The 22,054-nt window shown below is 70.9% G+C and carries 22 protein-coding genes; 9 read left to right on the top strand and 13 right to left on the bottom strand.

Going from position 1 to position 22,054, the window contains the following annotated elements; translation table 11 throughout:
• On the bottom strand, window positions 1-2,667 hold a 2,667-nt coding region (gene ppdK, locus Ade02nite_RS09180; protein WP_203761127.1), incomplete at its 3' end, for a pyruvate, phosphate dikinase.
• Between the two features lie 191 nt (window positions 2,668-2,858).
• Here ppdK and Ade02nite_RS09185 point away from each other — a divergent pair.
• Both Ade02nite_RS09185 and Ade02nite_RS09190 read left to right on the top strand, forming a co-directional pair.
• Complete coding sequence (locus Ade02nite_RS09185) at window positions 2,859-3,326, top strand: hypothetical protein (protein WP_239168655.1); 468 nt, start codon at window positions 2,859-2,861, stop codon at window positions 3,324-3,326.
• Window positions 3,323-4,381 (top strand): MAB_1171c family putative transporter, encoded by a 1,059-nt coding sequence (locus tag Ade02nite_RS09190; protein WP_203761128.1) that lies wholly within the window; start codon window positions 3,323-3,325, stop codon window positions 4,379-4,381. Before Ade02nite_RS09185 ends, Ade02nite_RS09190 begins: the two co-directional genes overlap by 4 nt.
• On the opposite strand, the gene Ade02nite_RS09195 is transcribed toward Ade02nite_RS09190, so the two are convergent.
• The gene (locus Ade02nite_RS09195) at window positions 4,314-4,736 is read right to left on the bottom strand and encodes a helix-turn-helix domain-containing protein (RefSeq protein ID WP_203761129.1); all 423 of its coding nucleotides are present in this window, start codon (window positions 4,734-4,736) and stop codon (window positions 4,314-4,316) included. The genes Ade02nite_RS09190 and Ade02nite_RS09195 overlap by 68 nt on opposite strands.
• Window positions 4,737-5,008: 272 nt before the next feature.
• Between Ade02nite_RS09195 and Ade02nite_RS09200 the strand changes: the two genes are divergently transcribed.
• Entirely contained in the window at window positions 5,009-6,229 is a 1,221-nt protein-coding gene (locus tag Ade02nite_RS09200) for a cytochrome P450 (RefSeq protein WP_203761130.1), read from the top strand.
• A 103-nt stretch (window positions 6,230-6,332) separates the two neighbouring features.
• Here the strand turns inward: Ade02nite_RS09200 and Ade02nite_RS09205 are convergent, their stop codons facing one another.
• Window positions 6,333-7,031: a hypothetical protein gene (locus Ade02nite_RS09205; protein ID WP_203761131.1), complete on the bottom strand. Its 699-nt coding sequence runs from the start codon at window positions 7,029-7,031 to the stop codon at window positions 6,333-6,335.
• Window positions 7,032-7,093: 62 nt separating this feature from the next.
• On the opposite strand from Ade02nite_RS09205, the gene Ade02nite_RS09210 reads away from it, so the two are divergent.
• From Ade02nite_RS09210 to Ade02nite_RS09220, 3 genes are read left to right on the top strand one after another with little or no spacing between them, the layout of a single operon-like run.
• The gene (locus Ade02nite_RS09210) at window positions 7,094-8,554 is read left to right on the top strand and encodes an FAD-linked oxidase C-terminal domain-containing protein (RefSeq protein WP_203761132.1); all 1,461 of its coding nucleotides are present in this window, start codon (window positions 7,094-7,096) and stop codon (window positions 8,552-8,554) included.
• 1 nt (window position 8,555) lies between these two features.
• Window positions 8,556-9,674, top strand: coding sequence for an FAD-binding oxidoreductase (locus tag Ade02nite_RS09215; protein WP_203761133.1), 1,119 nt, complete (start codon window positions 8,556-8,558; stop codon window positions 9,672-9,674).
• Window position 9,675: 1 nt separating this feature from the next.
• Window positions 9,676-11,034 (top strand): (Fe-S)-binding protein, encoded by a 1,359-nt coding sequence (locus Ade02nite_RS09220; protein WP_203761134.1) that lies wholly within the window; start codon window positions 9,676-9,678, stop codon window positions 11,032-11,034.
• A 112-nt stretch (window positions 11,035-11,146) separates the two neighbouring features.
• On the opposite strand, the gene Ade02nite_RS09225 is transcribed toward Ade02nite_RS09220, so the two are convergent.
• From Ade02nite_RS09225 to Ade02nite_RS50710, 7 genes are all read right to left on the bottom strand, one after another.
• Entirely contained in the window at window positions 11,147-12,124 is a 978-nt protein-coding gene (locus Ade02nite_RS09225; protein ID WP_203761135.1) for an ArsR/SmtB family transcription factor, read from the bottom strand.
• Window positions 12,125-12,216: 92 nt separating this feature from the next.
• Window positions 12,217-12,675 (bottom strand): hypothetical protein, encoded by a 459-nt coding sequence (locus Ade02nite_RS09230; RefSeq protein ID WP_203761136.1) that lies wholly within the window; start codon window positions 12,673-12,675, stop codon window positions 12,217-12,219.
• A gap of 30 nt (window positions 12,676-12,705) precedes the next feature.
• Window positions 12,706-13,212 (bottom strand): RICIN domain-containing protein, encoded by a 507-nt coding sequence (locus Ade02nite_RS09235; protein ID WP_203761137.1) that lies wholly within the window; start codon window positions 13,210-13,212, stop codon window positions 12,706-12,708.
• Between the two features lie 70 nt (window positions 13,213-13,282).
• Window positions 13,283-14,146 (bottom strand): hypothetical protein, encoded by an 864-nt coding sequence (locus tag Ade02nite_RS09240; protein ID WP_203761138.1) that lies wholly within the window; start codon window positions 14,144-14,146, stop codon window positions 13,283-13,285.
• A gap of 2 nt (window positions 14,147-14,148) precedes the next feature.
• Entirely contained in the window at window positions 14,149-14,595 is a 447-nt protein-coding gene (locus Ade02nite_RS09245) for a peptidase inhibitor family I36 protein (RefSeq protein WP_203761139.1), read from the bottom strand.
• 14 nt (window positions 14,596-14,609) lie between these two features.
• Complete coding sequence (locus tag Ade02nite_RS09250) at window positions 14,610-15,038, bottom strand: peptidase inhibitor family I36 protein (RefSeq protein ID WP_203761140.1); 429 nt, start codon at window positions 15,036-15,038, stop codon at window positions 14,610-14,612.
• Window positions 15,039-15,071: 33 nt separating this feature from the next.
• Window positions 15,072-15,428, bottom strand: coding sequence for a peptidase inhibitor family I36 protein (locus tag Ade02nite_RS50710; RefSeq protein WP_369076656.1), 357 nt, complete (start codon window positions 15,426-15,428; stop codon window positions 15,072-15,074).
• Window positions 15,429-16,131: 703 nt separating this feature from the next.
• Between Ade02nite_RS50710 and Ade02nite_RS09260 the strand changes: the two genes are divergently transcribed.
• Window positions 16,132-16,371, top strand: coding sequence for a hypothetical protein (locus tag Ade02nite_RS09260; RefSeq protein ID WP_203761142.1), 240 nt, complete (start codon window positions 16,132-16,134; stop codon window positions 16,369-16,371).
• A 46-nt stretch (window positions 16,372-16,417) separates the two neighbouring features.
• Here Ade02nite_RS09260 and Ade02nite_RS09265 read toward each other — a convergent pair whose 3' ends face one another.
• The 3 genes from Ade02nite_RS09265 to Ade02nite_RS09275 form a co-directional block, all read right to left on the bottom strand.
• Window positions 16,418-16,627: a hypothetical protein gene (locus tag Ade02nite_RS09265; protein ID WP_203761143.1), complete on the bottom strand. Its 210-nt coding sequence runs from the start codon at window positions 16,625-16,627 to the stop codon at window positions 16,418-16,420.
• Window positions 16,628-16,694: 67 nt separating this feature from the next.
• On the bottom strand, window positions 16,695-17,069 hold the full coding sequence (locus Ade02nite_RS09270) for a VOC family protein (protein WP_203761144.1): 375 nt from the start codon (window positions 17,067-17,069) through the stop codon (window positions 16,695-16,697).
• Between the two features lie 27 nt (window positions 17,070-17,096).
• Complete coding sequence (locus Ade02nite_RS09275) at window positions 17,097-18,869, bottom strand: rhamnogalacturonan lyase (protein WP_239168656.1); 1,773 nt, start codon at window positions 18,867-18,869, stop codon at window positions 17,097-17,099.
• Window positions 18,870-18,944: 75 nt separating this feature from the next.
• Between Ade02nite_RS09275 and Ade02nite_RS09280 the strand changes: the two genes are divergently transcribed.
• Both Ade02nite_RS09280 and Ade02nite_RS09285 read left to right on the top strand, forming a co-directional pair.
• Window positions 18,945-19,970 carry a cellulose binding domain-containing protein gene (locus Ade02nite_RS09280; protein WP_203761145.1) on the top strand — a complete coding sequence of 342 codons (1,026 nt, stop codon included), beginning with the start codon at window positions 18,945-18,947 and terminating at the stop codon, window positions 19,968-19,970.
• A gap of 142 nt (window positions 19,971-20,112) precedes the next feature.
• Window positions 20,113-21,819 carry an ABC transporter ATP-binding protein gene (locus Ade02nite_RS09285; protein WP_203761146.1) on the top strand — a complete coding sequence of 569 codons (1,707 nt, stop codon included), beginning with the start codon at window positions 20,113-20,115 and terminating at the stop codon, window positions 21,817-21,819.
• Window positions 21,820-22,054: the final 235 nt, after the last annotated feature.

A 22,054-nucleotide genomic window follows, 5' to 3' on the forward strand; every position in this document is an offset into this window, starting at 1 on the left:
GCCGGTCGACGTGATGGCCGCCCGGCCTGCCTCCAAGCGGGCGATCGGGACGCGGAACGGGGAGCAGGAGACGTAGTCGAGGCCCACCTCGTGGAAGAAGTGGACCGACTCCGGGTCGCCGCCGTGTTCGCCGCAGACTCCCAGTTTGAGGGTGGGGCGGGTGGCCCGGCCCTCGGCCGACGCGATCTTCACCAGTCTGCCTACGCCGTCGCGGTCGAGGGACTCGAAGGGGCTGATGCCGAAGATGCCCAGCTCGAGGTAGCGCCAGAAGAAGGCGCCCTCGACGTCGTCGCGGGAGAAGCCCCAGGCCATCTGGGTCAGGTCGTTCGTGCCGAACGAGAAGAACTCCGCCGCCTCGGCTATCTGGCCGGCCGTCAGGGCGGCTCGCGGCACCTCGATCATCGTGCCGATGAGGACCTCGACGCCCGAGTCTCCCACCACCTCGGCGATGATCTTCTCGGCTTCCGCCCGGACCGTCTCTAGTTCCTGGACCGCGCCCACCAGCGGGACCATGATCTCCGGCTTGGGGTGGCCGCCCTCGCGGGCCAACTCGACCGCGGCCTCGGCGATCGCACGAACCTGCATGGCGAACAGGCCGGGGATCACCAGGCCCAGGCGTACGCCGCGCAGGCCCAGCATCGGGTTCTGCTCGTGCATGCGGCGCACCGCCGCGAGCAGCTGCTCGTCGTGCTCCGCCTTCTCACCCCGTTCCTTCGCCACCGCCACCTGCACCGCCAGGTCCTCCAGCGACGGCAGGAACTCGTGCAGCGGCGGGTCGATCAGCCGCACCGTCACCGGCAGGCCGTTCATCTCGCGGAAGATCTGCAGGAAGTCGGCTCGCTGCAACGGCTGGAGCGCGCCCAGCGCCTCGTTGCGGTCCGCGTCCGTGCGGGCCAGGATCAGCTTCTCCACCAGCTCGCGCCGGTCGCCGAGGAACATGTGCTCCGTGCGGCACAGCCCGATCCCCCGCGCCCCGAAGCGGCGGGCCCGGGCCGCGTCGGCTCCCGTGTCCGCGTTCGTGCGCACGGCCAGCGCCGCCTGCGAGTCCGCGTGGGTCATCAGCAGGTGCACCGCCGACACCAGTGGCTCGTTCGCCAGCGCCGGGTCGAGGTCGCCCTCGAAGTACTGCACCACCTCGGACGGCCGCACCGGCACCGCGCCCAGGTAGACCCGGCCGGTCGTGCCGTCGATCGACACCGTGTCGCCCTCGTGGACCACGTGCCCGTTCACCGTGAACTGGTCGCGGCCGACCTCCATCTCGTCGGCGCCGCAGACGCAGGTCTTGCCCATGCCGCGCGCCACCACCGCCGCGTGCGACGTCTTGCCACCGCGCGACGTCAGGATGCCCTCCGCCGCGATCATGCCGGGCAGGTCGTCCGGGTTGGTCTCGCGCCGCACCAGGATGACCTGCTTGCCCTCGGCCGCCGCCCGCACCGCCGCGGACGCGGTGAACACCACCTCGCCCGAGGCCGCGCCCGGCGACGCGCCCACGCCGCGGGTGATGGCCGACGGCGAGGCCGACAGGTCGAACCGGGGGAACATCAACTGGGCGAGCTGCGCGCCGGAGACCCGGGTGACCGCCTCGTCGAGGTCGATCATGCCTTCCTCGACGAGCTGCGCCGCGATGGTGAACGCCGCCGCCGCGGTGCGCTTGCCGACGCGGGTCTGCAGCATCCACAGCTTGCCCCGCTCGATGGTGAACTCGATGTCGCACAGGTCGTGGTAGTGGGCCTCGAGCCGGGCCATGATGTCGAGCAGCTCGTCGTACGACTTCTTGTCGATCTTTTCGAGGTCCTGCAACGGCACCGTGTTGCGGATGCCGGCGACCACGTCCTCGCCCTGTGCGTTCTGCAGGTAGTCGCCGTAGACGCCGCTCTCGCCCGTGGCCGGGTCGCGGGTGAACGCCACGCCCGTGCCCGAGTCGGCGCCGAGATTGCCGAAGACCATCGCGACCACATTGACCGCCGTGCCGAGATCCGCCGGAATGCGCTCCTGGCGGCGGTAGAGCACCGCGCGGTCCGCGTTCCACGAGCGGAACACCGCCGCGATCGCCAGGTCGAGCTGTTCCCGGGGGTCCTGCGGGAATTCGTGGCCGGTGTGCTTGGAGAAGACTTTCTTGTACGCCGCGACGAGCGCTTTGAGATCGTCGGCGTCGAGTTGCACGTCGTCCTTGACGCCCTTGCGCACCTTGGCGTCGTGCAGCGCGTCCTCGAACTCCTCACCCGGCACGTCGCACACGGTCTTGCCGAACATCTGGATGAGCCGCCGGTAGGAGTCCCAGGCGAACCGGTCGTTGCCGCCGGCCTGCCGCGACAGCCCCGCCACCGACTCGTCGTTGAGCCCCACGTTGAGGACGGTCTCCATCATGCCCGGCATCGAGAACTTGGCACCGGAGCGCACCGAGACCAGCAGCGGATCGGCCGGGTCGCCGAGCGACCGCCCCATCTTCCGCTCCAGCGCGGCGAGATGCTCGTCGATCTCCGAGTCGAGGCCCTCCACCTGGGCGCCCTCGGCGAGGTACCGCTGACACGCCGCCGTGGTGATCGTGAACCCGGCCGGGACGGGCAGGCCGAGGTTCGTCATCTCCGCGAGATTGGCGCCCTTGCCGCCGAGCAGATCCTTGAGATCCTTGTTGCCCTCGGCGAAGTCGTAGACGAACTTCTCCATCGCCCAGTCACCTCCGGTTTCGATTCCGCGGCCGAACTGGTTTCTGCCCCGAGATTCGTAAGGCTAAGCAAAGATCCGCCGAATAGTTAACAGTCCCGTGGGGTTTTCCACAGGTCACCATCACCTGGTGTTCGGTAAGCGCTTTCTCCGCGCAGTTCCGCGCACCGAGCCGGGCGGGTACCGTGGCCCCGGTGGAGAACCTGCGCCGGCGATGCGAGTCGCGGCTGCGCGGGATCCGGGTGCCCGACCCGTTCGATCTGGACGTCTTCTGCGCCGAGGTGGCCGAGCGGCGCGGCCGTCCGCTGATCCGGCGGCCGGTGCCCGGGCTCAGCGCGGACGCGCCCTGTGGCCTGTGGATCGGCACGCCCGAGGCCGACCACGTCTTCTACGACCCCGGCACGTCCCCGCTGCACGCGGAGCACATCGTGCTGCACGAGCTGGCCCACATCCTCAGCGGACACTCCGGCGCCGACGGCCCGCTCGCCCGGCTCTTCCCCGACCTCGACCCGGCGACCGTCGCCCGCGTGCTGGGCCGTGCCGCCTACTCCGACGACCAGGAGCGCGAGGCCGAGATGATGGCGTCGCTGATCCGCGGCCGCTCCCCCAGGGCTCCCCGCACCACGTGGGGCCGGGTCGCGAAGGCGCTGGGCCTGGAGTGATCCTCTCGGCGGTCCTGCTGACCCTGCTCTGGGGCATGGCGATCGCCCGCTTCCCGACCCTGTTCCGCGACGACCGCCAGCGCGCGCTGTGGGCGTCGGTCGCCGCGGTCGCCGTCGCCAAGACGTTCTCCTTCCCGCCGGTCCTCGCCGAGACGGGCGCGCCCGCCGTTCCGCATCTGTTCGGCGTGCTCGCGGCGTTCTTCCTGCTGCGCTTCGTCACGCTGGCCACCGGCCGGGGCGACAAGCGGCGGCAGGCCGCCCTGGTGGGCGCCGTTCTCGTGACGCTCGCGGTGCTGGCCGCCGGCGACACTCCTCCCGCGCCGCGCATCCCGACCCGCGACGTCGCCTACTGGGTGATCCTGGAGACGTATCTCGGCTACATCCTGATCAGCGCGACGGCGCTGTTCTGGTCCACGAGCCGGCAGGCCACCCCCGGGCTGCCCCGGCTGGCGCTGCGGCTCATGGCGGCCGGCACGGCGGTCATCACGGTCTTCGCCGTCTTCCGGATCGCCGCGCTGGTCGTGCACGACCTGCGGGCCGTCGAGCCGGCCGCCGAGCGCGTGCAGACCGTCGCCGTCCTGCTCACCGTCACCGGCGGCATGATCGCGGCGAGCCCGCGGGCGCGGAGCGCCGTCACCGCGTACCGCTCACTGATCGTTCTGCGTCCCCTGTGGAAGGCCATGCGCGACGCGTTCCCCGAGGTCATCCTCTTCACCCCGCGCCGGGCGATGGTCGAGCTCGCCGGCGTCGACGACGTGCACCTGCGCCTCTACCGGCGGGTCATCGAGATCCGCGACGGCATGCTGGCCCTGCGCCCCTATCTCGCGCCGGACGGCGACCCGGCGGCCGATCGGGCGACGGCGGAGGCCCATCAACTGGTACGGGCGCTGCAGCGCCGCAACGCGGGCGAGCTCGCCGAGGCGAGCGCCGCGGAGTGGGCGCCGGTCGGCCCGACGCTGGCCGAGGAGGTGGCGTGGCTGAGCCGGGTCAGCCGGGCCTATCGCCGGGCCGGGCGGAGCGCTCGGACTCCCACACCTTCCGGATCAGCTCGTTGATCGTGTCGCGGCCGCGCGGCGACACGTCCGCCGCCCGCAGGGCGATCTCGGTGACCCCTGCGTCGCGGATGGTGCGCAGCAGCTCGAGCTGACTGTCGACGCGGGCGGCCTGCTCGTCGTCGAGGAAGTAGGCCACCGGGACCCCGAAGTAGGTGGCCAGGGCGGTCAGGTGCTGGATCGTCGGGTTGCCGCGGCGGCCGGTGCGCAACTGCCAGATGTACGTGTGGGAGATCGGCACGCCCTGATCGGCGCGGATCGCCTCGGACACGGCCATGTAGCTCGGCTCGCCCTGCCCCGCCGGCCGGACCGAGCGGAACAGCCGATCGAGCTTCTCGGCGATGGAGAAGGCGCCCACCCACGCCTCCCTCCCCCGTGATGGGTGGCCCCCGTGAGACGGCCCCCGTGACAGATGAGGTGCCCACCATACAGCGAACGACGTCCATGAGCAGGGACCGCGCCGTGCGGTCCATGCACATCCCCCGATGCAGGACGCCATAAACTGTGGTTGATGGGCCCGACCGAGCCTAAGCCAGCCGGTGGGCGGCACTCAACCCCTTAACCCCTCTCGTTGTTGATACTCACCGGTAGGCTTCGAGACGCGTCGATGCAGCCCGAGAGGAGCCCGCCGTGACGACCGTCGTCGAGAGCCCCGAGGTCCTGACCCTGCTCACGGAGCTCACCACGCTGACCGGCCGGGAGGATCCCTATCCCCGGTACGCCCGCCTGCGCGAGATCTCGCCGATCGTGCGCGCCGGCGACAACGCCCTGGTCGTGACCCGGCACGCGGACTGCGCGGCGGTCACCCGCGACCCCAAGCTCGGGCACATGCCCGCGCACATGCTCGCGTTCGTCGGCTTTCCCGACTGGGCCGAGCACCCCGCGCTGCAACAGTTCTTCACCAGCCTGATCGCGCAGAACCCGCCCGACCACACGCGCCTGCGCCGGCTCGTCAGCTCACGTTTCACCGCCCGCCGCGTGCAGGAGCTGCGGCCCGCCATCGAGCACATGGTCGGCGAGCTCCTCGACGACCTGGCGGACAGCCGCGAGGCCGACTTCGTCGGGGCGTTCGCGTTCCCGTTGCCGGTCAACGTCATCGGGGAGCTGCTCGGCGTACCGAAAGAGGATCGTGCGCAGTTCCAGACGCTCGTGCGGGACTGGTCGCAGGTGCTCGACATCATCACGCCCGAGGTCCTCAAGAAGGCGGACCCGGCCGCCCAGATGATGCGCGACTACCTGACCGGCCTGGCCGCCGAGCGCCGCCGGCACCCGCAGGACGACCTGCTCAGCGCGCTGGTCAGCGCCGAGGAGGAGGGCGACCGCCTCACCGAGGACGAGCTGCTCACGATGGCCGCGCTGCTGTTCGCCGCCGGCTTCGAGACGACCACCAACCTGCTCGCGAACGGCCTGGTCGCGCTCCTCGCGAACCCGGGCCAGCTGCCCGCGCTCGCGGAGGATCCGGTGGCCGCCGTGGAGGAGCTGCTGCGCTTCGACTCGCCGGTGCAGATCGTCGGCCGGGTCGCCTGGGAGCCCACGACGATCGCGGGTGTCGCCATCGAGCCCGGCGACCGGCTGGTGGCCTACCTCGGGGCGGGCAACCGGGACCCGGAGCGCTTCGCCGAGCCGGACCGGCTCGACCTGCGCCGCGCCGACAACGCGCCGCTGTCGTTCGGCGGGGGCATCCACTATTGCCTCGGCGCGCCGCTCGCCCGGCTGGAGGCGCAGGTGGCGCTGCCCGAGCTGATGCGCCGGCTGCCGCGCCTGGCACTCGCCGGCGGCGCCGAGCGCCGCAACAGCCTCACCCTGCGGGGTTACACCAAGCTGCCGGTGACCACGAGGGAGGGAAAATAAGGGCGCCGCTGTGAATTCCACGGGGGAAGAACTCACAACGGCGCACTCGGAACATTAGACCAGACGGGGCGCTCTGTCCATCCCGTCCAGCGCATTCACAGCTCTATCCGACTCTTTGCACGACCGAGCCCACGAGCTTCGGCCAGTCGGTGGCGAAGTTCGGCGACGTGCTGGCGTTGTTCAGCTGATAGAGGGCGTACGCGTCGACCAGCACGACGTTGCGGCTCGACAGCACGGCGACCGCGGTGTCCGCGGTGCCGGGATGCTTCGGCTCGTACTTCTTGTGGCGGATCACCACGAAGCCGGACCAGCCGCTCTCGTCCAGCGTCTTGATCTCGACGGTCTCGGTGTAGGCCGGCTCGGACTTCTCGTCGTTGACCGTCGCCGGCACCGACACGTCGGCCTTGCAGCCGTCGGCGACGGCACGCAGCGCCGCCTGGGCCGCCTGGGCCGCGCTCGGGTCACCGTAGACCAGCGCGGTCTGGTCGAGGGTCTGCGCGCCCTTCTCGCCCTCGTCCACGAAGGACGCGGCCACCACCTCGCCGCCCGGCGGCACCGGCGGCGGCGTCGACGTGCCGCCGCAGATGCTGACCAGCTGGTTCGGGTCGGGTGACTGCGCCGGCGGCTGCCAGGTCGGCCCGATGTCGGCCGCCTGCAGCAGCGCCCCGCGCATGGTGGTGGCGGCGATCAGGCCGGTCGGCTCCGGCGCCGGATCGTCGTCGCCGGACGAGCACGCGCCGGCCACGAGCAGGGCGCAGAGCACGGCGGCGGCGGTGCGGGCGACTCTCCCGGTCACGAACATCGGGCCATCTTCGCAGAACACATACGGTGACGAATCCGAGCGCAACGGGTTAGGTTGTCGGGGTGACCGACCTCGATGCGCTCGCCCGGCGGCTGCGGGAGAGTCTCGGCTCCGGCCAGGTCATCACCGACCGGCAGGAGCTTCGCACGTACGAGTGCGACGGCCTCGCCCACTACCGTGTCGTCCCGGCGATCGTGGCCCTGCCGCACACCGCCGAGCAGGTCGCCACGGTGGTGCGGGCCTGCGCCGACGCCAAGGTGCCCTTCGTGGCGCGGGGCTCCGGCACCGGGCTCTCCGGCGGGGCGCTGCCGCACGCCGACGGGGTGCTGATCGTGACCGCGCAGATGCGCCGCATCCTCGACGTGGTCCCCGAGGACGAGCGTGCCGTCGTCGAGCCCGGCGTGATCAACCTCCAGGTCACCCGGGCCGCGTCGCCGCACGGCTACTACTACGCGCCCGACCCGTCGAGCCAGCAGATCTGCTCGATCGGCGGCAACGTGGCGGAGAACTCCGGCGGCGCCCACTGCCTCAAGTACGGCTTCACCACCAACCACGTCACCGGCCTCCAGTTCGTCGCCCCCGACGGCGAGCTGGTGCGCGTCGGCGGCCGCGCCGAGGACCCGCCCGGCTACGACCTGCTCGGCGCGTTCGTCGGCTCGGAGGGCACGCTCGGCATCGCCACCGAGGTGACCGTGCGCCTGACCCGCCTGCCCGAGTCGGTGCGCACGCTGCTCGCGGCCTTCCACGGCGTCGACGCGGCGGGCGCCGCCACCAGTGCGATCATCGCGGCCGGGGTGGTGCCGGCGGCGGTCGAGATGATGGACGCGCTCGCCATCGAGGCGGCCGAGGCCGCGGTGGCCTGCGGCTATCCGCCCGGCGCCGGGGCGGTCCTGATCGTCGAGCTGGACGGGCCGGCGGCCGAGGTCGAGGCGCAGTTCGAGGAGGTCACCGCGCTCTGCGAGGAGAGCGGCGCGTTCGAGATCCGCATCGCGGCCGACGACGCCGAGCGGGCGCTGTTCTGGAAGGGCCGCAAGTCGGCGTTCGCGGCGGTCGGCCGGATCAGCCCGGACTACATCGTGCAGGACGGCGTGATCCCGCGGACCGCCCTGCCGTCGGTGCTCCGCAAGATCGACGAGGTGGCCGCGGAGAACGGCGTGCGGGTGGCGAACGTCTTCCACGCCGGCGACGGCAACCTGCATCCACTGGTGCTCTTCGACGACGGCGTCCCCGGCGAGGCGGAACGCGCCGAGACCACCTCCGGCGCGATCATCGACCTCTGCATCGAGTACGGCGGATCGATCACCGGCGAGCACGGCGTCGGCGCCGACAAGGCCAAGTACATGCCGCGCATGTTCGGCGACGACGACCTCGACACCATGCAGCTGCTGCGCTGCGCCTTCGACCCGGACGGCCTGGCCAACCCCGGCAAGATCTTCCCGACCCCGCGGCTCTGCGGCGAACGGCCGGGCCGCCACCGGGCGGCGGAGGACGAGGACCGCTTCCCCGGCGTGGAGGTGTTCTGAGGTGGGCGCCCTCGACGAGCTGACCCGGCCGGCCGCCGACGGCGACCACGTCGGGGGCGTGCCGGCCCGGCTGGTCGCGTCGCCCGGGTCCACGGCGGAGGCCGCGGCGCTGATCGCCGCCGCCCGCGAGCTCACCGTCGTCATCCGCGGCGCCGGCACGAAGGTCCACTGGGGCCCGCCGCCGCGCGCGCTCGACCTGATCATCGACACGCGCCGGCTGGCCGGCATCGTCGAGCACGCCGCCGGCGACCTGATCACGGTGGTGCGCGCGGGCACGCCCCTGGCCGATCTGTCGCTCGGCGATCAGCAGCTGGTGCTCGACGGGCCGGCGGGCGCGACCGTCGGCGGCACGGTCGCGGCCAACACCAGCGGCCCGCTGCGGCTGCGCTACGGGACCGTGCGCGACCTGCTCATCGGCATCACGGTGGTGCGGCCGGACGGCAAGGTCGCCCGTTCCGGCGGCAAGGTGGTCAAGAACGTCGCGGGCTACGACCTGGGCAAGCTCTTCACCGGCTCGTACGGCACCCTCGGCCTGATCACCGAGTGCGCGTTCCGGCTGCATCCGGTCGCGGCCGCGCGGGTGTACGTGCGGGCGGCCGCGCCCGCGAGCGTCGTCGCGGCCGTGCTGAGCGCGCAGGTGGTGCCCAGTGCGATCGAGCTCGACTCGGCGACCGGCGAGGTGGCCGTGCTGCTGGAGGGCACGCCTGCCGGCGTACGGGACAGAGCCTCTGTGGTCGAGAAGCTGATCGGCGGGGAGCTCAGCGAGCAGGCGCCGGCCTGGTGGGGTGTGCCGCCCTGGCACCCGGACGGGATCGGCATGAAGCTGTCGGTGCCGAAGTCGCGGGTGCCGGCGCTCGCCGAATCGGGCTTTCCGGTGCGCGGCTCGGCGGGGACCGGCGTGCTCTACGCGGCGCCGCGCGACATCACCGAGGTGGAGCGGCTGCGCGCCCTGTGCGTGCGCAACGCCGGGCACGCGGTCGTGCTGACCGCCCCGCCGCCCGTCCGGGACATCCTGGACATGTGGGGGCCCGTGCCGGGGCTCGCGCTGATGCGGCGGATCAAGGACCAGTTCGACCCGGGCCGCCGGTTCGCGCCCGGCCGTTTCGTGGGAGGCATCTGAGATGGTCGACGCCACGTGGGGCACCGGCGAGCCGCCCCGGGACGTGCTCGGGCCGGCCGCCGACCCCGCCTTCGACGCCGACCACCCGCCGCGCAAGGAACTGGTGGCCGACTGCGTGCACTGCGGCTTCTGCCTGACCACCTGCCCCACGTACGTGCTGTGGGGCGCCGAGGCCGACTCGCCGCGCGGCCGCATCTACCTGATGAACGAGGGCCTCGGCGGCGAGCCGATGAGCGACTCGATGGTGGCGCACTTCGACCGCTGCCTCGGCTGCATGTCGTGCGTGACGGCCTGCCCCTCCGGCGTCCAGTACGACCGGCTCATCGAGGACACCCGCGCGCAGGTCGAGCGCCGCCACACCCGCTCCCCCCGGGACCGGGCCCTGCGCTCGGCGATCTTCGCGGTCTTCCCGTACCCCCGGCGCCTGCGGCTGTTGCGCGGTCCCCTGCGTGCCTATCAGGCGTCCGGGCTCGCCCGGTTCACCGGCCCGCTGCTCCAGCGCCTCTCCCCCACGCTGGCCACGCTCGAGTCGCTCGCCCCGCGCCTGCGCCGCGTGCCGCCCCCGCCGCGCCGCGTCGCCGCCCGCGGCAGCCGCCGCGCGACGGTGGGCATGCTCACCGGCTGCGTGCAGAGCGCGTTCTTCCCCGACGTCAACGCGGCGACCATCCGGGTGCTGGCCGCCGAGGGCTGCGAGGTGCTGATCCCGCCGTCGCAGGGCTGCTGCGGCGCGCTGAGCGTGCACAACGGCCGACGCACCGAGGCGCAGCGCTTCGCCCGCAAGCTCATCGACACCTTCGAGCGCACGGGCATGGACTACTTCGTCGTGAACGCGGCCGGCTGCGGCTCGTCCCTGAAGGAGTACGACGTCCTGCTCGCCGACGACCCGAGATACGCCTCCCGGGCCGCGGCCTTCACCGCCAAGGTGCGCGACCTGTCGGAGATCCTGGTCGAGCTCGGCCCGGTGGCGCCGCGCCACCGGCTGCCGCTCACGGTCGCCTACCACGACGCGTGTCATCTGGGACATGCCCAAGGGGTACGCAGCCAGCCGCGCGCTCTGCTCAACGGCATACCCGGGCTGACCGTGCGCGAGATCGCGGACCCGGAGATCTGCTGCGGCTCGGCGGGCATCTGGAACGTGCTCAACCCGGTGCCCGCCGCCGAGCTGGGCGACCGCAAGGCGTCAACGGTCCTGGCCACCGGCGCGGACCTGCTGGTGACGGCCAATCCGGGCTGCCTCATGCAGGTGGCCTCGGCCCTGCGCCGGCAGGGCGGCCGGATCGCGATGGCCCACACGGCCCAGGTCCTGGACGCCTCGATCCGGGGGCTGGGCGCCGAGCCGCTGCTGCGCCAGACCGCCTGAGTCCCGTTTCGAGGATCCGGACGCGGATCGTCCGCAATCACCCCTACCCTCGCCGGCATGGCAATAGCTCACCGCCTGGAAGAGGGTCTTTCGGGTGCACCCCGAAGACGGGTCAGCGGCGGCGGAGCAGGGATGTTCCGAGATCCGTCACCCGGTGGATCATCATGTTGCCGTGGCGGTGACTGGCGATCAGGCCCGCGTCACGCAGCACGGTGGCGTGCTCACTGGCCGTCGCCAAGGAAACGCCGGTGAGCCGAGCCAGCTCGGAGGTCGTGGCGCCGGCCCAGGTCAGTTGGAGCACCGCAGACCGAGTACGGCCGAGCAGCCTTATGAGCCCCCGAGACGGGCGGACGAGTTCGTCGGAGGCGCGCTGCACCGGGTGCACGAGCACCGGCGGCAACTCGGGGTCTGCGAGCGCGATCGGGTAACGCCAGCAGAAGTACGACGGCACCAAGGTGAGGCCGCGACCCCCGAGCTCAAGGTCACGGTCCACCGGATAGCCGGCGACGGTGAGAACCGGCGGATCCCACCGCACAGTCGGCCCGAGACCGTGCAGCAGGGTGCCGGGCCCCTCGGTGAGCACCTGATTGGCACGCCGGGCACGGTCCGCGGCCAGCGTTGCTGAGACAGTCGCGAGGTGCGGCTGGATGGCGAGTCGGTAGAAGTCGCGCAGCGCGGCGCCGAGCCGATTCAGCGCCGCCGGGCGTCCCGCGGCGACGTCGGCGACGGCATTGCGGGCGTACGCGGGCGGGTCGAGGCGGCCCAGTTCCCGCCGCAGGCGGCGGACGTCGGTGTGCTGAATCCGGTCGATCGTGGCGTCGAGGTCCGCGCTGGGAGCTGGAGTGAGCAAGTCAGGGAAGTAGGCAGACCGCGGCAGCAGCGGAACAAGGAATTCACGGATCGCCGGCAAGCCGCCGGCCTGATGCAGATTCGCGCGCAATTTCTGGCGCCAAGCCATGTAATCGTGGCGGCCGAGCGGGGTCTGAAGACGGTGTACAGCGCAGACGATCTCCCACATCGGGTCGTGCACGCCCAAGACCTGGGTTCGGCTGAGGTCGGCTACGCCGAAGTGGATGCGCAAGCTCCCCATGGCATCCACGATGAGGACTCACGCGCGAAGAACATACCGACTTGTCGATATGTCGACAGGCATCGATGCCTGCCGAGTCCACAGGCGAGGACTCAACGCCGGCGCCGGCCGCCACCGCGGCCGCCAGCGCCAGAAGCAGCGCGACTGATCAGGACCACCCACGCCGGCACGATCTCGCGCCATGGATGACGGCGGCGGACCGGCGCCGCCGCCATCCGGCTGACCTTCTCGCGGGCCTGGGTGTCCTCCCAGAACCGGCGCCAGCCGCGCAGGTCACGGTTGACGTCGTCACCCCGGCCGGCATGCTCCAGGCACGCGGTTACATAACCCCTGGTGGTCTCCCACGTCGGGAGCCGGCGGCCGGCCGCCGCGACCGACAGCGACGCGGTGCTGCAATGTGCGAGCTCGCTGAGCCTGCGGTACGGCGGATGCCCGCACTCGTGGCGCAGGGCACGCAGGCGGATGGCGAACGCGACACGATGGGCCGGTTGCGTGGTGTCGATCGCGTTCTCGCGGCGCCCCCGGCGGGCGTCGTTCAGCGTTCCGGTCATCGACCGTTGTCTCCCCCGTGAGCGAACGTGCTACCTCTGGTACCAGGTCCAGTCGTCGAAGCTGCTCTGGCACACGTGCATGACGATCCCGGAGCCGTTGTACTCGTCCGACGGCGTGATGCAGTAACCGTTCACGTACCGAGGCTGGAACTTGTAGTAGTCGTGGCCGTTCTCCCTGCCCGCGAAGACAACCGACCAGTGCGTCGCCCAGTTGCCGTCGCAGGCCAGGTTGTAGATCGGCGAGTCGCCGTGCACGCCGTTGCTGCCAATGCATCGGCCGGTCTTCGCGTTGCGCAGCCGGTAATACAGACCCTCGACCAGATCGAAGTAGTAGTACTGGTTGGTGGCCGACACGCATTGCCAGAGATATGCCTGGCCACCGGCGTTGTTGCCGTCCAGGCACATCGACGCGAAGTTGCGGTGCTCGATGCGCCAGCGGGCGGCCGCCTGGGCCGCCTGCGGGGGTTGGGCGAAGGTCGCGAGGAGCATCGCGACGAACGCGACGGCCAGGATTCGCCATGTTCTTGTGAGCGTCATGGTGCGAGGGTGCGCAACCGGTCGCGGGCCTACAAGAGACATTCGGGCGAGGTCGAAACACCGCGTTTTGTCAGCGTTCAATGATGCGGCGGGCCTGCCGCAGACCGGCGGCGCGCAGCTCGGCCGCCGTGTTCAGGTCCTCGCGCTGGCGGGCGGTGAGCCTACCGGCATGCAGGCGGCCCACCCGGTCGATCAGGCCGGGGAAACCGGCGGCGAGAGCGCACTCGCCATCGGCCACCGCCACCCGTATCTCGAAGCGGTGCGCCTCGGCGCCGGGCCGTTCGGCGCGGTAGGCCCCGGCGGCGGCCGCGCGGGCCTCGCTCGCCGACGCGTACGAGTGGCCCCGGCCGCGCATGCACCGCGACCAGCGTTGCACTGCCTCGCGTGTCTGCGGGTCACCGACGATGGACGGCAGCAGCGCGTTGTACGCCTCCTGCGGCACATAGGCGGCCCGGGCCGCGTCGGTCACGTCGCCGTAGAGGCGGGCTCGGCTCTCGGCGAGGCATCCGGTGGTGGCAAAGGTGAACCGGGGGCCGCTGGACAGGCTCAGGGTGGCGCGCCGGTTCTCGTCCCCGGTCAGGGCTCGCAGGTATCCCGGCGGCGTCTTCTTCGGGCCGTTGACCGGCGGGTCACCCTTGGCCAGCCCGTATCCGCGCAGGCGGCGACCCTCGAGGTCGGGACGCCACGGGTCGTCGAGCACGGTGCCGGTCCCGGTCTCCGTGTAGGAGTAGCCCTTCGCGGCCATGCACTCGCGGGTGAGCGTGCGTTCGGCGCGCGCGAGAAGCACCTGTTCCTGCTGGTAGGGCGCGGACCGGACGGCCAGGTCGAGCGCCGCCGGGGAAAGGGTGGCCGGCTGCGCCTCGGCGGCGCAGCCGGCCATGGCGGCGGCGGCCGCGACCGTCACGGCGATACCGGTCGATCGCAGTCTTGCCATCGCTACCCGCACCACCAGTTGTTCGAACTGATCTTGTCGTTCCAGTTGTCGCTGCCCGGCATGCCCCACTGGGTCAGGTCGGCGGCCTCGGTGTCCCGGTTGATGACCCAGGACGCGCCGGCGTAGTTGGGCAGGTCATAAACAACCGCCTCGCAGTTCCGGCCCTCGTTCCTGATCGACGAAGCGCAGTTGCTCCAATGCCGGCCGTCGGGTTCCTGGCATCCACCATCGAGATATCGCCAGTCCCCGTTGGAGAACTCGACGTGGCCGAAGACCCCCGAGAAATTCCTGTGCTGCCAGAAGCACAGCAGTCCGCTCTCGTCACGGCATTGATTGCGGTCTGCCTGCGCGGCGCTGGGAAAGGCCATCGCGGCGCCGACGCTGACCAGTGCGCCGACGAGGACGACACCGACGCGGCGAAGCGTCTTGGGTCCTTGCGTTGTTCTCATGTCCGCAAATCCCTTCAGTAACAGCCCGGAAGTGGGCCGCTGGCGATGAGCAGGAGAGAGCTGGCCTCGTTGGCCTGTCCCAGTCCGTCGCCTGGTTGACCAATGTCGGGCAGGTTCTCGACCTGGCTGCCCGGGTTCACGCAGAAGGCGACGTCCCCTTCCCAATTGGGTTCGTAGAGATAGAGGCTCACGTAGTTCGAGCTTGTGCGGTTCTTGGCCGACTTGATGTTGTTGTCGACGGATACCCCCGTGTTGAAGGTGTTGTCGCGGAAGTCCGCGTCGCTGTTGAAGAACGCCACCTTGCCGGTGCTGAACCCGATGTCCCACCCGCAGTGGAAGCCGCTGCCGCAGGACGAGTCGGCCAGGGCCGGCGTCGCCGGCACGAGAACTCCCGCGACGATGAGGACGAACGCGGCAGCGACAGCGGACAGTTTCTTACGCATGTGAGCCCCCAATGGATGCTGAATACGCCGTGATCAACAGGGGTCGATGGACTCGACCCGGTGCCACCCCATGCCGGAGGATTGCTCTGAGTACGCGCCGGGCACGTACCAATGAGTGCCGTCCATATAGTTGATCCTCGCGCGAGTGCCCCGGGTCTGGTTGTTGATCCAGGACCCATTTGTCGAGGTCCACCGGAACCTGGAGATCGCGTTGCAGTCCTCCGCGTAGACCACAGGGCCTTCGAAGTTGGCGTACATATAGGCACAGAAGTTGTAGTACGGGCACGGCGTAGCGGCCTGCGCGGCGCCGCCCCCGACCGGAATGGCGAACAACGCAAGGACAATCGCTGAACCCGACGATGCCGCCGCCCGGCGTCTGGCACGGAGCATGTGTGTCCCCCTTCCTCGGCCAACTGTGTGCGGACAGGATGTTCAGTCGCCGCCGCCCCGTGGAAGAGCCGCTGGGAAAGATTGAACAATGGCTTTGTTTACGCTGGTCAGCATTTTGTTGAAGCAGCAGTCGCGAACAAAGGCGTGCCCACTTCGGGCCGGCGCACCCTTCGCGTGGGCCTGCCCCGTTCGACGGACATCCGAGGTGCGTCACCGCCGGCAAGAGCACCGACGCCCTCGACGCGGCAGATCCAGGTGGTGGCCTCGGTGTTTATTCGAGGGGTTCCCTTCGTCGTCATCGGCTCATGTCTGATGCCGCGGTCAGCGTCCGCCGATACGAGCCACACGACCGGGAGGCTGTTGTCTTGCTCGCTCCCCGCTTGGAGTTCGGCGTCGCCCACTGGCGGGACGCCGAAGCTGTCCGCAGAGCCGTTGCGGGATGGATCGACGAATCGCTCGCCAACAGCCGGCCAGGGCAATCCCCAGGGGGTGCCGGGGCCGCGATCTGCACGTCACGGAGGCTGACTCCCGCGTCCAGCATCGTCATGACGAACGTGCGGCGCAGCGTGCCCTCGTCAAACGGCGACACCAGGGTGACCGGAAACTTAAGAAGTAGTCATAACTCACGGTGCGTCACCGCCAGCAAGAAACCATTGCCCTCGGACGCGGCACGAGCCGAGCGACGATGGCTACGATCCGCGCTATGCGACTCCCAGACGTCATCCCCATCAAGTACGAGCCCGACCACCGTACCGGCCGTATCGGACAGCATGCGGGCGGACAGTTCGTTCGACCCTTCCGGGTCGACTTCGACAACATCGTCTTCGGTCTCATCGATGAGACCACTGACCACCCAGACGAGGGCCATGGCGGGCCGTGGGCCGAGCTCTACCCACAGAGACTCGGCTTCCACCAGCCATGGAACGGCGAATACGACACGTAGGACGCTGGCATGGATGCGCGGGCACCATCGGCTTCACTCGTCGCGGCTACTTGTTTCGGTGGGTGACGAGCAGGAGAAACCCAGCCGAACCGGTCTGGCGGCCCGTCGCGCTCGCCTCCGGCCGCTGCGCAATCGCGACGTGCCCCCGGCCACGGCGCCGCGCAACGGGCTCGCCGACATCGAACGGCTCGCGCACGGCACCGCGGCGCCGCACGAACGCCGAGATCGCCGAGGAGCTGCACATCAGCACGAGCACGGTGAAGTAGCCCGCAACCGCGTCGAGCTTGCCATGTGGGCGTACGAGACCAGACGCGTACGCTGACTCAGCCGTCCCGTTCGGCGGCGCTGCGCTCGACGCAGAACTCGTTGCCCTCCGGGTCCTGCATGGTGACCCAGCCGAGCCCGTCGGCGGCGCGGTGGTCCTCGTACAGCTTGGCGCCCAGGGCGGTCAGCCGCTCGACCTCCTCGTCGCGGGTGCGCTCGTCGGGCATCCAGTCGATGTGCAGGCGGTTCTTGACGGTCTTGGCCTCGGGCACCCGGATGAACAGCAGGCTCGGCACCGGCTCGGGCGCGGCCAGCAGCACCTCGTCGTCGTCCGGCAGGTCCTCGTCCGAGAGGGGCCAGCCGGTGACCTCGCTCCAGAAACGGGCGAGCTCGTACGGCTCCGAGCTGTCGACGGTGATGTGGCGCAGGATCATGACCGTCAACCTACCGTCCGGCCGATCTCATTGGATGGCGAAGCTGGGGTGCGGCGGCTGGTTGTAGGCGGTGTTCTGCCACGCCAGGGCCTCGCGGTACTGGATGTCGTGCAGCAGGGTGACCACCCGCCGGTCGGTGACGTGCGGGGTCGAGTAGATCCGCAGCGCCGTGTTGTCGCTGGTGGGCCAGATGACCTCCTCGCGCCAGTCGCCGAGGATGTCGCCGGACAGCGACGGCGTGGACTTGGTGCCGTTGTTCGAGTGCACGCCCGAGGCGGTCAGCAGGCGGGTGTCGGCCGACGTGCCGTACTTGTCGATGCGGGTGCCGTCGAGGAGCTCGCGGACGGGGTCGCCGTCCCACCAGATGACGAAGTTGGTGGAGCTGGGCTTGCGGCTCGCGACCACCGAGCCGTTCGGGTTGCGCACGCCGTCGGCCAGCGAGGACCACGACTCGGCGCCGGCGCTGCCCGCCCAGATGTCCGCGGAGACGCCGCGGCCGTTGTCGCCGCCCGCCGCCGTGCTCCACAGGATCTGGCCGGTGCGGGCGTCGGCGAACCACGAGGACGGCTTGCTCGCGTCCTCGGAGACCTTGAAGACCTCCAGGCCGGACCGGGACGGGTTGAGGTCGCCGACGTGCAGGGTGTCGCCGTGGCCGAGACCCGTGTTCCACAGCCGGGCGCCGTTGTCGTCGATGCAGAGCGAGCCGTAGACGATCTCGTCCCGCCCGTCGGCGTCGACGTCGGCGACGGAGAGCTGGTGGTTGCCCTGTCCCGCCGTGCCGGGGTTCGTCGAGCTGTTGCTGTCGAACGTCCAGCGGCGGGTCAGCGTGCCGTTGCGGAAGTCCCACGCCACGACGACCGTACGGGTGTAGTAGCCGCGCGCCATGATCAAGCTGGGGCGGGTGCCGTCGAGGTAGGCGGTGCCGGCGAGGAAGCGGTCGACCCGGTTGCCGTACGAGTCGCCCCAGGAGCTCACGGTGCCGCGCGGCGGCACGTAGTCGACGGTCGAGAGGGCGGCGCCGTTGCGGCCGTCGAACATCGTCAGGTACTCGGGGCCGGCGAGGACGTAGCCGCTGGAGTTGCGGTGGTCGGCGCTCCCGTTGCCGATCACCTGGCCGGTGCCGGAGACGGTGGCGTCGGCGGTCTTCATGGCGACCTCCGCGTCACCGTCGCCGTCGTAGTCGTACACCTGGAACTGGGTGTAGTGCGCGCCGGCCCGGATGTTGCGGCCCAGGTTGATCCGCCACAGGCGGGTGCCGTCGAGGCGGTAGCCGTCGACGTAGACCGGGTCGGTGACGCCGGACTGCGAGTTGTCCTTGGCGTTCAGCGGCTCCCACTTGAGCACGACGTCGAGGCGGCCGTCGCCGTCCAGGTCGCCGACACTGGCGTCATTTGCCGCATAAAGGGCGCTGTTCGGGTTTTGGATCGGCACATCGAGGTATCCGCTCGCCAGGGTCAGGCTCGGCCCCTCCGCCGCCTGCTCACTGCCGTTCACGACCGGGCGGACGGTGTACGAGGCGGAACTGGCCGCACCCGCGTCGAGGTAGTTCGTGGAGGCGGTGATCGGCGAGGAGTTGAGCTTCGTCGCGCCGCGGTAGACGTTGAACCCGACGCCGGCCGGGTCGGTGGCGAGCCAGCGCCAGCTCACCAGGTTGCCGGTGCCGGAGCGGACGCTGATCAGGCCGCGGTCGAGCCGTTCGCGCTGCCGGCCGTCGGCGGCGTCGGCCCGGGTGGCGACCAGGACGGCCGCGCCCGCGGCGAGGACGGCGAGACCTGCCGCGATCTTTGTCCTGCTGGACACCGGACTCTCCTCTCGTTAACTTCGGGAGCGCTCCCAGATTGACTCCCATCAATGCCTGCGTCAAGCGGAGGATCCATGAGACTGCTCCGAACGGCGGTGTGCGTGCTGATCACGGCCACCGCTGTCACCCTCGCTCAGGAGCCCGCGTCGGCCGCCGCCGGGTGCAAGGTCGACTACAAGACCACCGCGCAGTGGCCGGGCGGCTTCGGTGCCTCGGTCGCGATCACCAACCTCGGCGACCCGGTCAGCTCGTGGACGCTGACGTTCGCGTTCCCGTCCGGGCAGACCGTCACCCAGCTGTGGAACGGCTCGGTGACGCAGGCAGGGGCCGACGTGACGGTCCGCAACGCCGGCTGGAACGGGTCGCTCGGCACCAACGTCACGACGTCGTTCGGCTTCAACGGCTCCGGCTCGCCGGCCACACCGACGTCCTTCGCCCTCAACGGCACGTCCTGCACCGGGGTCGTGCCGCCCCCCACTCCGCCGCCGGACAGCTCCCCGGTCAAGATCATGGCGCTCGGTGACTCGATCACCGGGTCTCCCGGCTGCTGGCGGGCGCTGCTCTGGCAGAAGCTGCCGGCCGCGCGGGTGGACTTCGTCGGCACGCTGCCCGGGCAGGGGTGCGGCTTCCCCTACGACGGCGAGAACGAGGGGCACGGCGGCTACCTCGCCACCAACGTGGCCGACCAGAACCTGTTGGTGGGATGGCTCGCGGCCACCGACCCGGACGTGGTGCTCATGCACTTCGGCACGAACGACGTGTGGAACAACCGCTCACCGCAGACCATCCTGGCAGCGTTCACGAAGCTCGTGACGCAGATGCGCGCGCAGAACCCCGCCATGCGCATCCTGGTCGCCCAGATCATCCCGATGAACGCGAGCAACTGCGCCGACTGCGGCCAGCGCGTCATCAACCTGAACGCCGCGATCCCGGCGTGGACGTCGGGCCTGTCGACCAGCGCCTCCCCGATCACGGTGGTCGACCAGTGGACGGGCTTCAACACGGCCACCGACACGTACGACGGCGTCCACCCCAACGACGCCGGCAACGCGAAGATCGCCGACCGCTGGTACCCGGAGGTGGCCCGCGCCATCGGATGATCGAGGAGCGCCCGGCCCGCGCGCGTCACCTGGCGGAGGGGATTAGCCGCAGGCCACCGGTCGGGTCGGGTGACGTCCGATTGTTGCCGGTCATTGCTCCTGGTTAGCGTCGATTCGTCGCATCGATGCCAGGGGTGGTGCCATGCTCGTGCAGGACCTGCGGCGGCTCACGCGGGGGCATCGCCGGTGGATCGCGGTGGCGGCCGGGCTCAGCCTGCTCGGCTCGGCGCTGGGGCTGGCGCAGCCGCTGCTCGCCGGGGCGGCGATCGACGCGGCCGCGGGCGGGCGGCTGCCGTGGGCGGTGTTCGGGGCGCTCGCCGGGTTGTTCGGCGCGCAGGCGGTCGCCCACGCCACGGCCCGCTACGTGCAGGCGTACACGGGCGAGACCATGACCCGCGACCTGCGCCGGGCCGTCATCGACCGGCTGCTCCGCGTACGGATGCCGCTGTTGGACCATGTCCGCACGGGTGACGTGATCGCCCGGGCGTGCGGCGACACCACCGTGGTCAAGACCCTGGTGGCGCAGAGCCTCGGCACCGGCCTCGCCGGCGTGATCGCCCTGGTGGCGGTCGTGACGCTGCTGGCCTGGCTCGACCTGTCACTGATGCTGCTCGTGGTGGCTCTCTTCGCCGTCTCGGTGGGCAGCCTGCTCGCGGTGGTGAGCCGGCTGCGCGCTGCTTCCCGCACGGCGCAGACGGCCGAGGGTGCCCTCTCCGCCGACCTCGAACGGGCCCTCGGCGGCATGCGCACCGTGCGGGCCTGCCGCGCCGAGCCCGTCGAGTCGTCCCGGCTCGGCGGGTCGGCGACACGCGCGTACCGGGCGAACCTGCGCATGGCCGAGCTCGTCGCGCTCAGCGGCCCCGCCAACGACCTCGCGGTCAGCGGGGCCTTCCTGACCGTCCTGCTGGTCGGCGCGACCCGGGTGGCGTCCGGCGAGACGTCGCTGGGCCGCCTCGTCGCCTTCACGCTGGCCATGACCTACCTGTCCGCGCCCATCTACGAGATCTTCCAGGCGGTCGGCGCGGTGCAGCAGGGCTCCGGCGCGCTGCACCGCATCAACGAGGTGCTGGCCATGCCGGTCGAACGCGACCACGCCCGCGCGGTGGTGCCCCTGCAGCGGCGCCCGCCCGTCCTCGAGTTCCGCGACGTGTGGTTCGGCTACCGTCCCGGCCGGCCCGTGCTGCGCGGCCTCAGCTTCTCGGTGCCGGAACGCGGCCACCTCGCGCTGGTCGGCGCCTCCGGGGCGGGGAAGTCGACCATCTTCGCGCTGGCCGAGCGCTTCTACGAGCCCGACCGGGGCACCATCCTGCTGCGGGGCCGGGACAGCCGCTTCATCCCGTACGCCCGGCATCGCGCCACCGTCGGCCTGGTCGAGCAGGACTGCCCGCTGCTGGCCGGCACCCTGCGGGAGAACCTGCTGTACGGCTGCAAGGACCCCGCGCCGGACCTCGCCGAGGTGCTCGCCATGACGGGGCTCACCGCCGTGGTCGAGGCCCTCCCGGCGGGCCTGGACACCCCCGTCGGCGAACGCGGCAGCCACCTCTCCGGCGGCCAGCGCCAGCGGGTGGCGATCGCCCGGTGCCTGCTCTCCCGCCCCGACGTCCTCCTGCTCGACGAGCCGACGGCCCACCTGGACCCGGACGGCGAACGAGCCCTGGCCGCGACGATGCGCTCGGTGGCGGCGGTGTGCGCGCTGGTGGTGATCGCCCACAGGTTCTCGACGGTCCGGGCGGCGGACCGCATCCTCGTCATCGACGGCGGCGTGGTGACCGACTCGGGCAGTCATGCGGAGCTGCTCCGCACGAACGCGTATTACCGGCGGCTGGCGGGCTCGGGGCGCGCCGCCTGACCCCTTCCCTGACGACCGCTACCGATAGAGGCGATTCACCGGACACGTTCGGCGAGCCTCAGCTCGGTCAGGTAGCGCTTGACGACTTGGCCCCCGTAGTTGAACGTCTATGAGCCGCGCGATGGCCTCCAGCAAGGCGCTTCGCTGCGCGTCCGGCAAGGCACGGTGGCCGGAGTAGGTCAACGGCAGAGGCGCAAGGCGTCGGCAGCCTTCGGCACCCGCACGGCCGGATCGA

It is taken from the genome of Paractinoplanes deccanensis (assembly GCF_016862115.1).
Classification (GTDB): domain Bacteria; phylum Actinomycetota; class Actinomycetes; order Mycobacteriales; family Micromonosporaceae; genus Actinoplanes; species Actinoplanes deccanensis.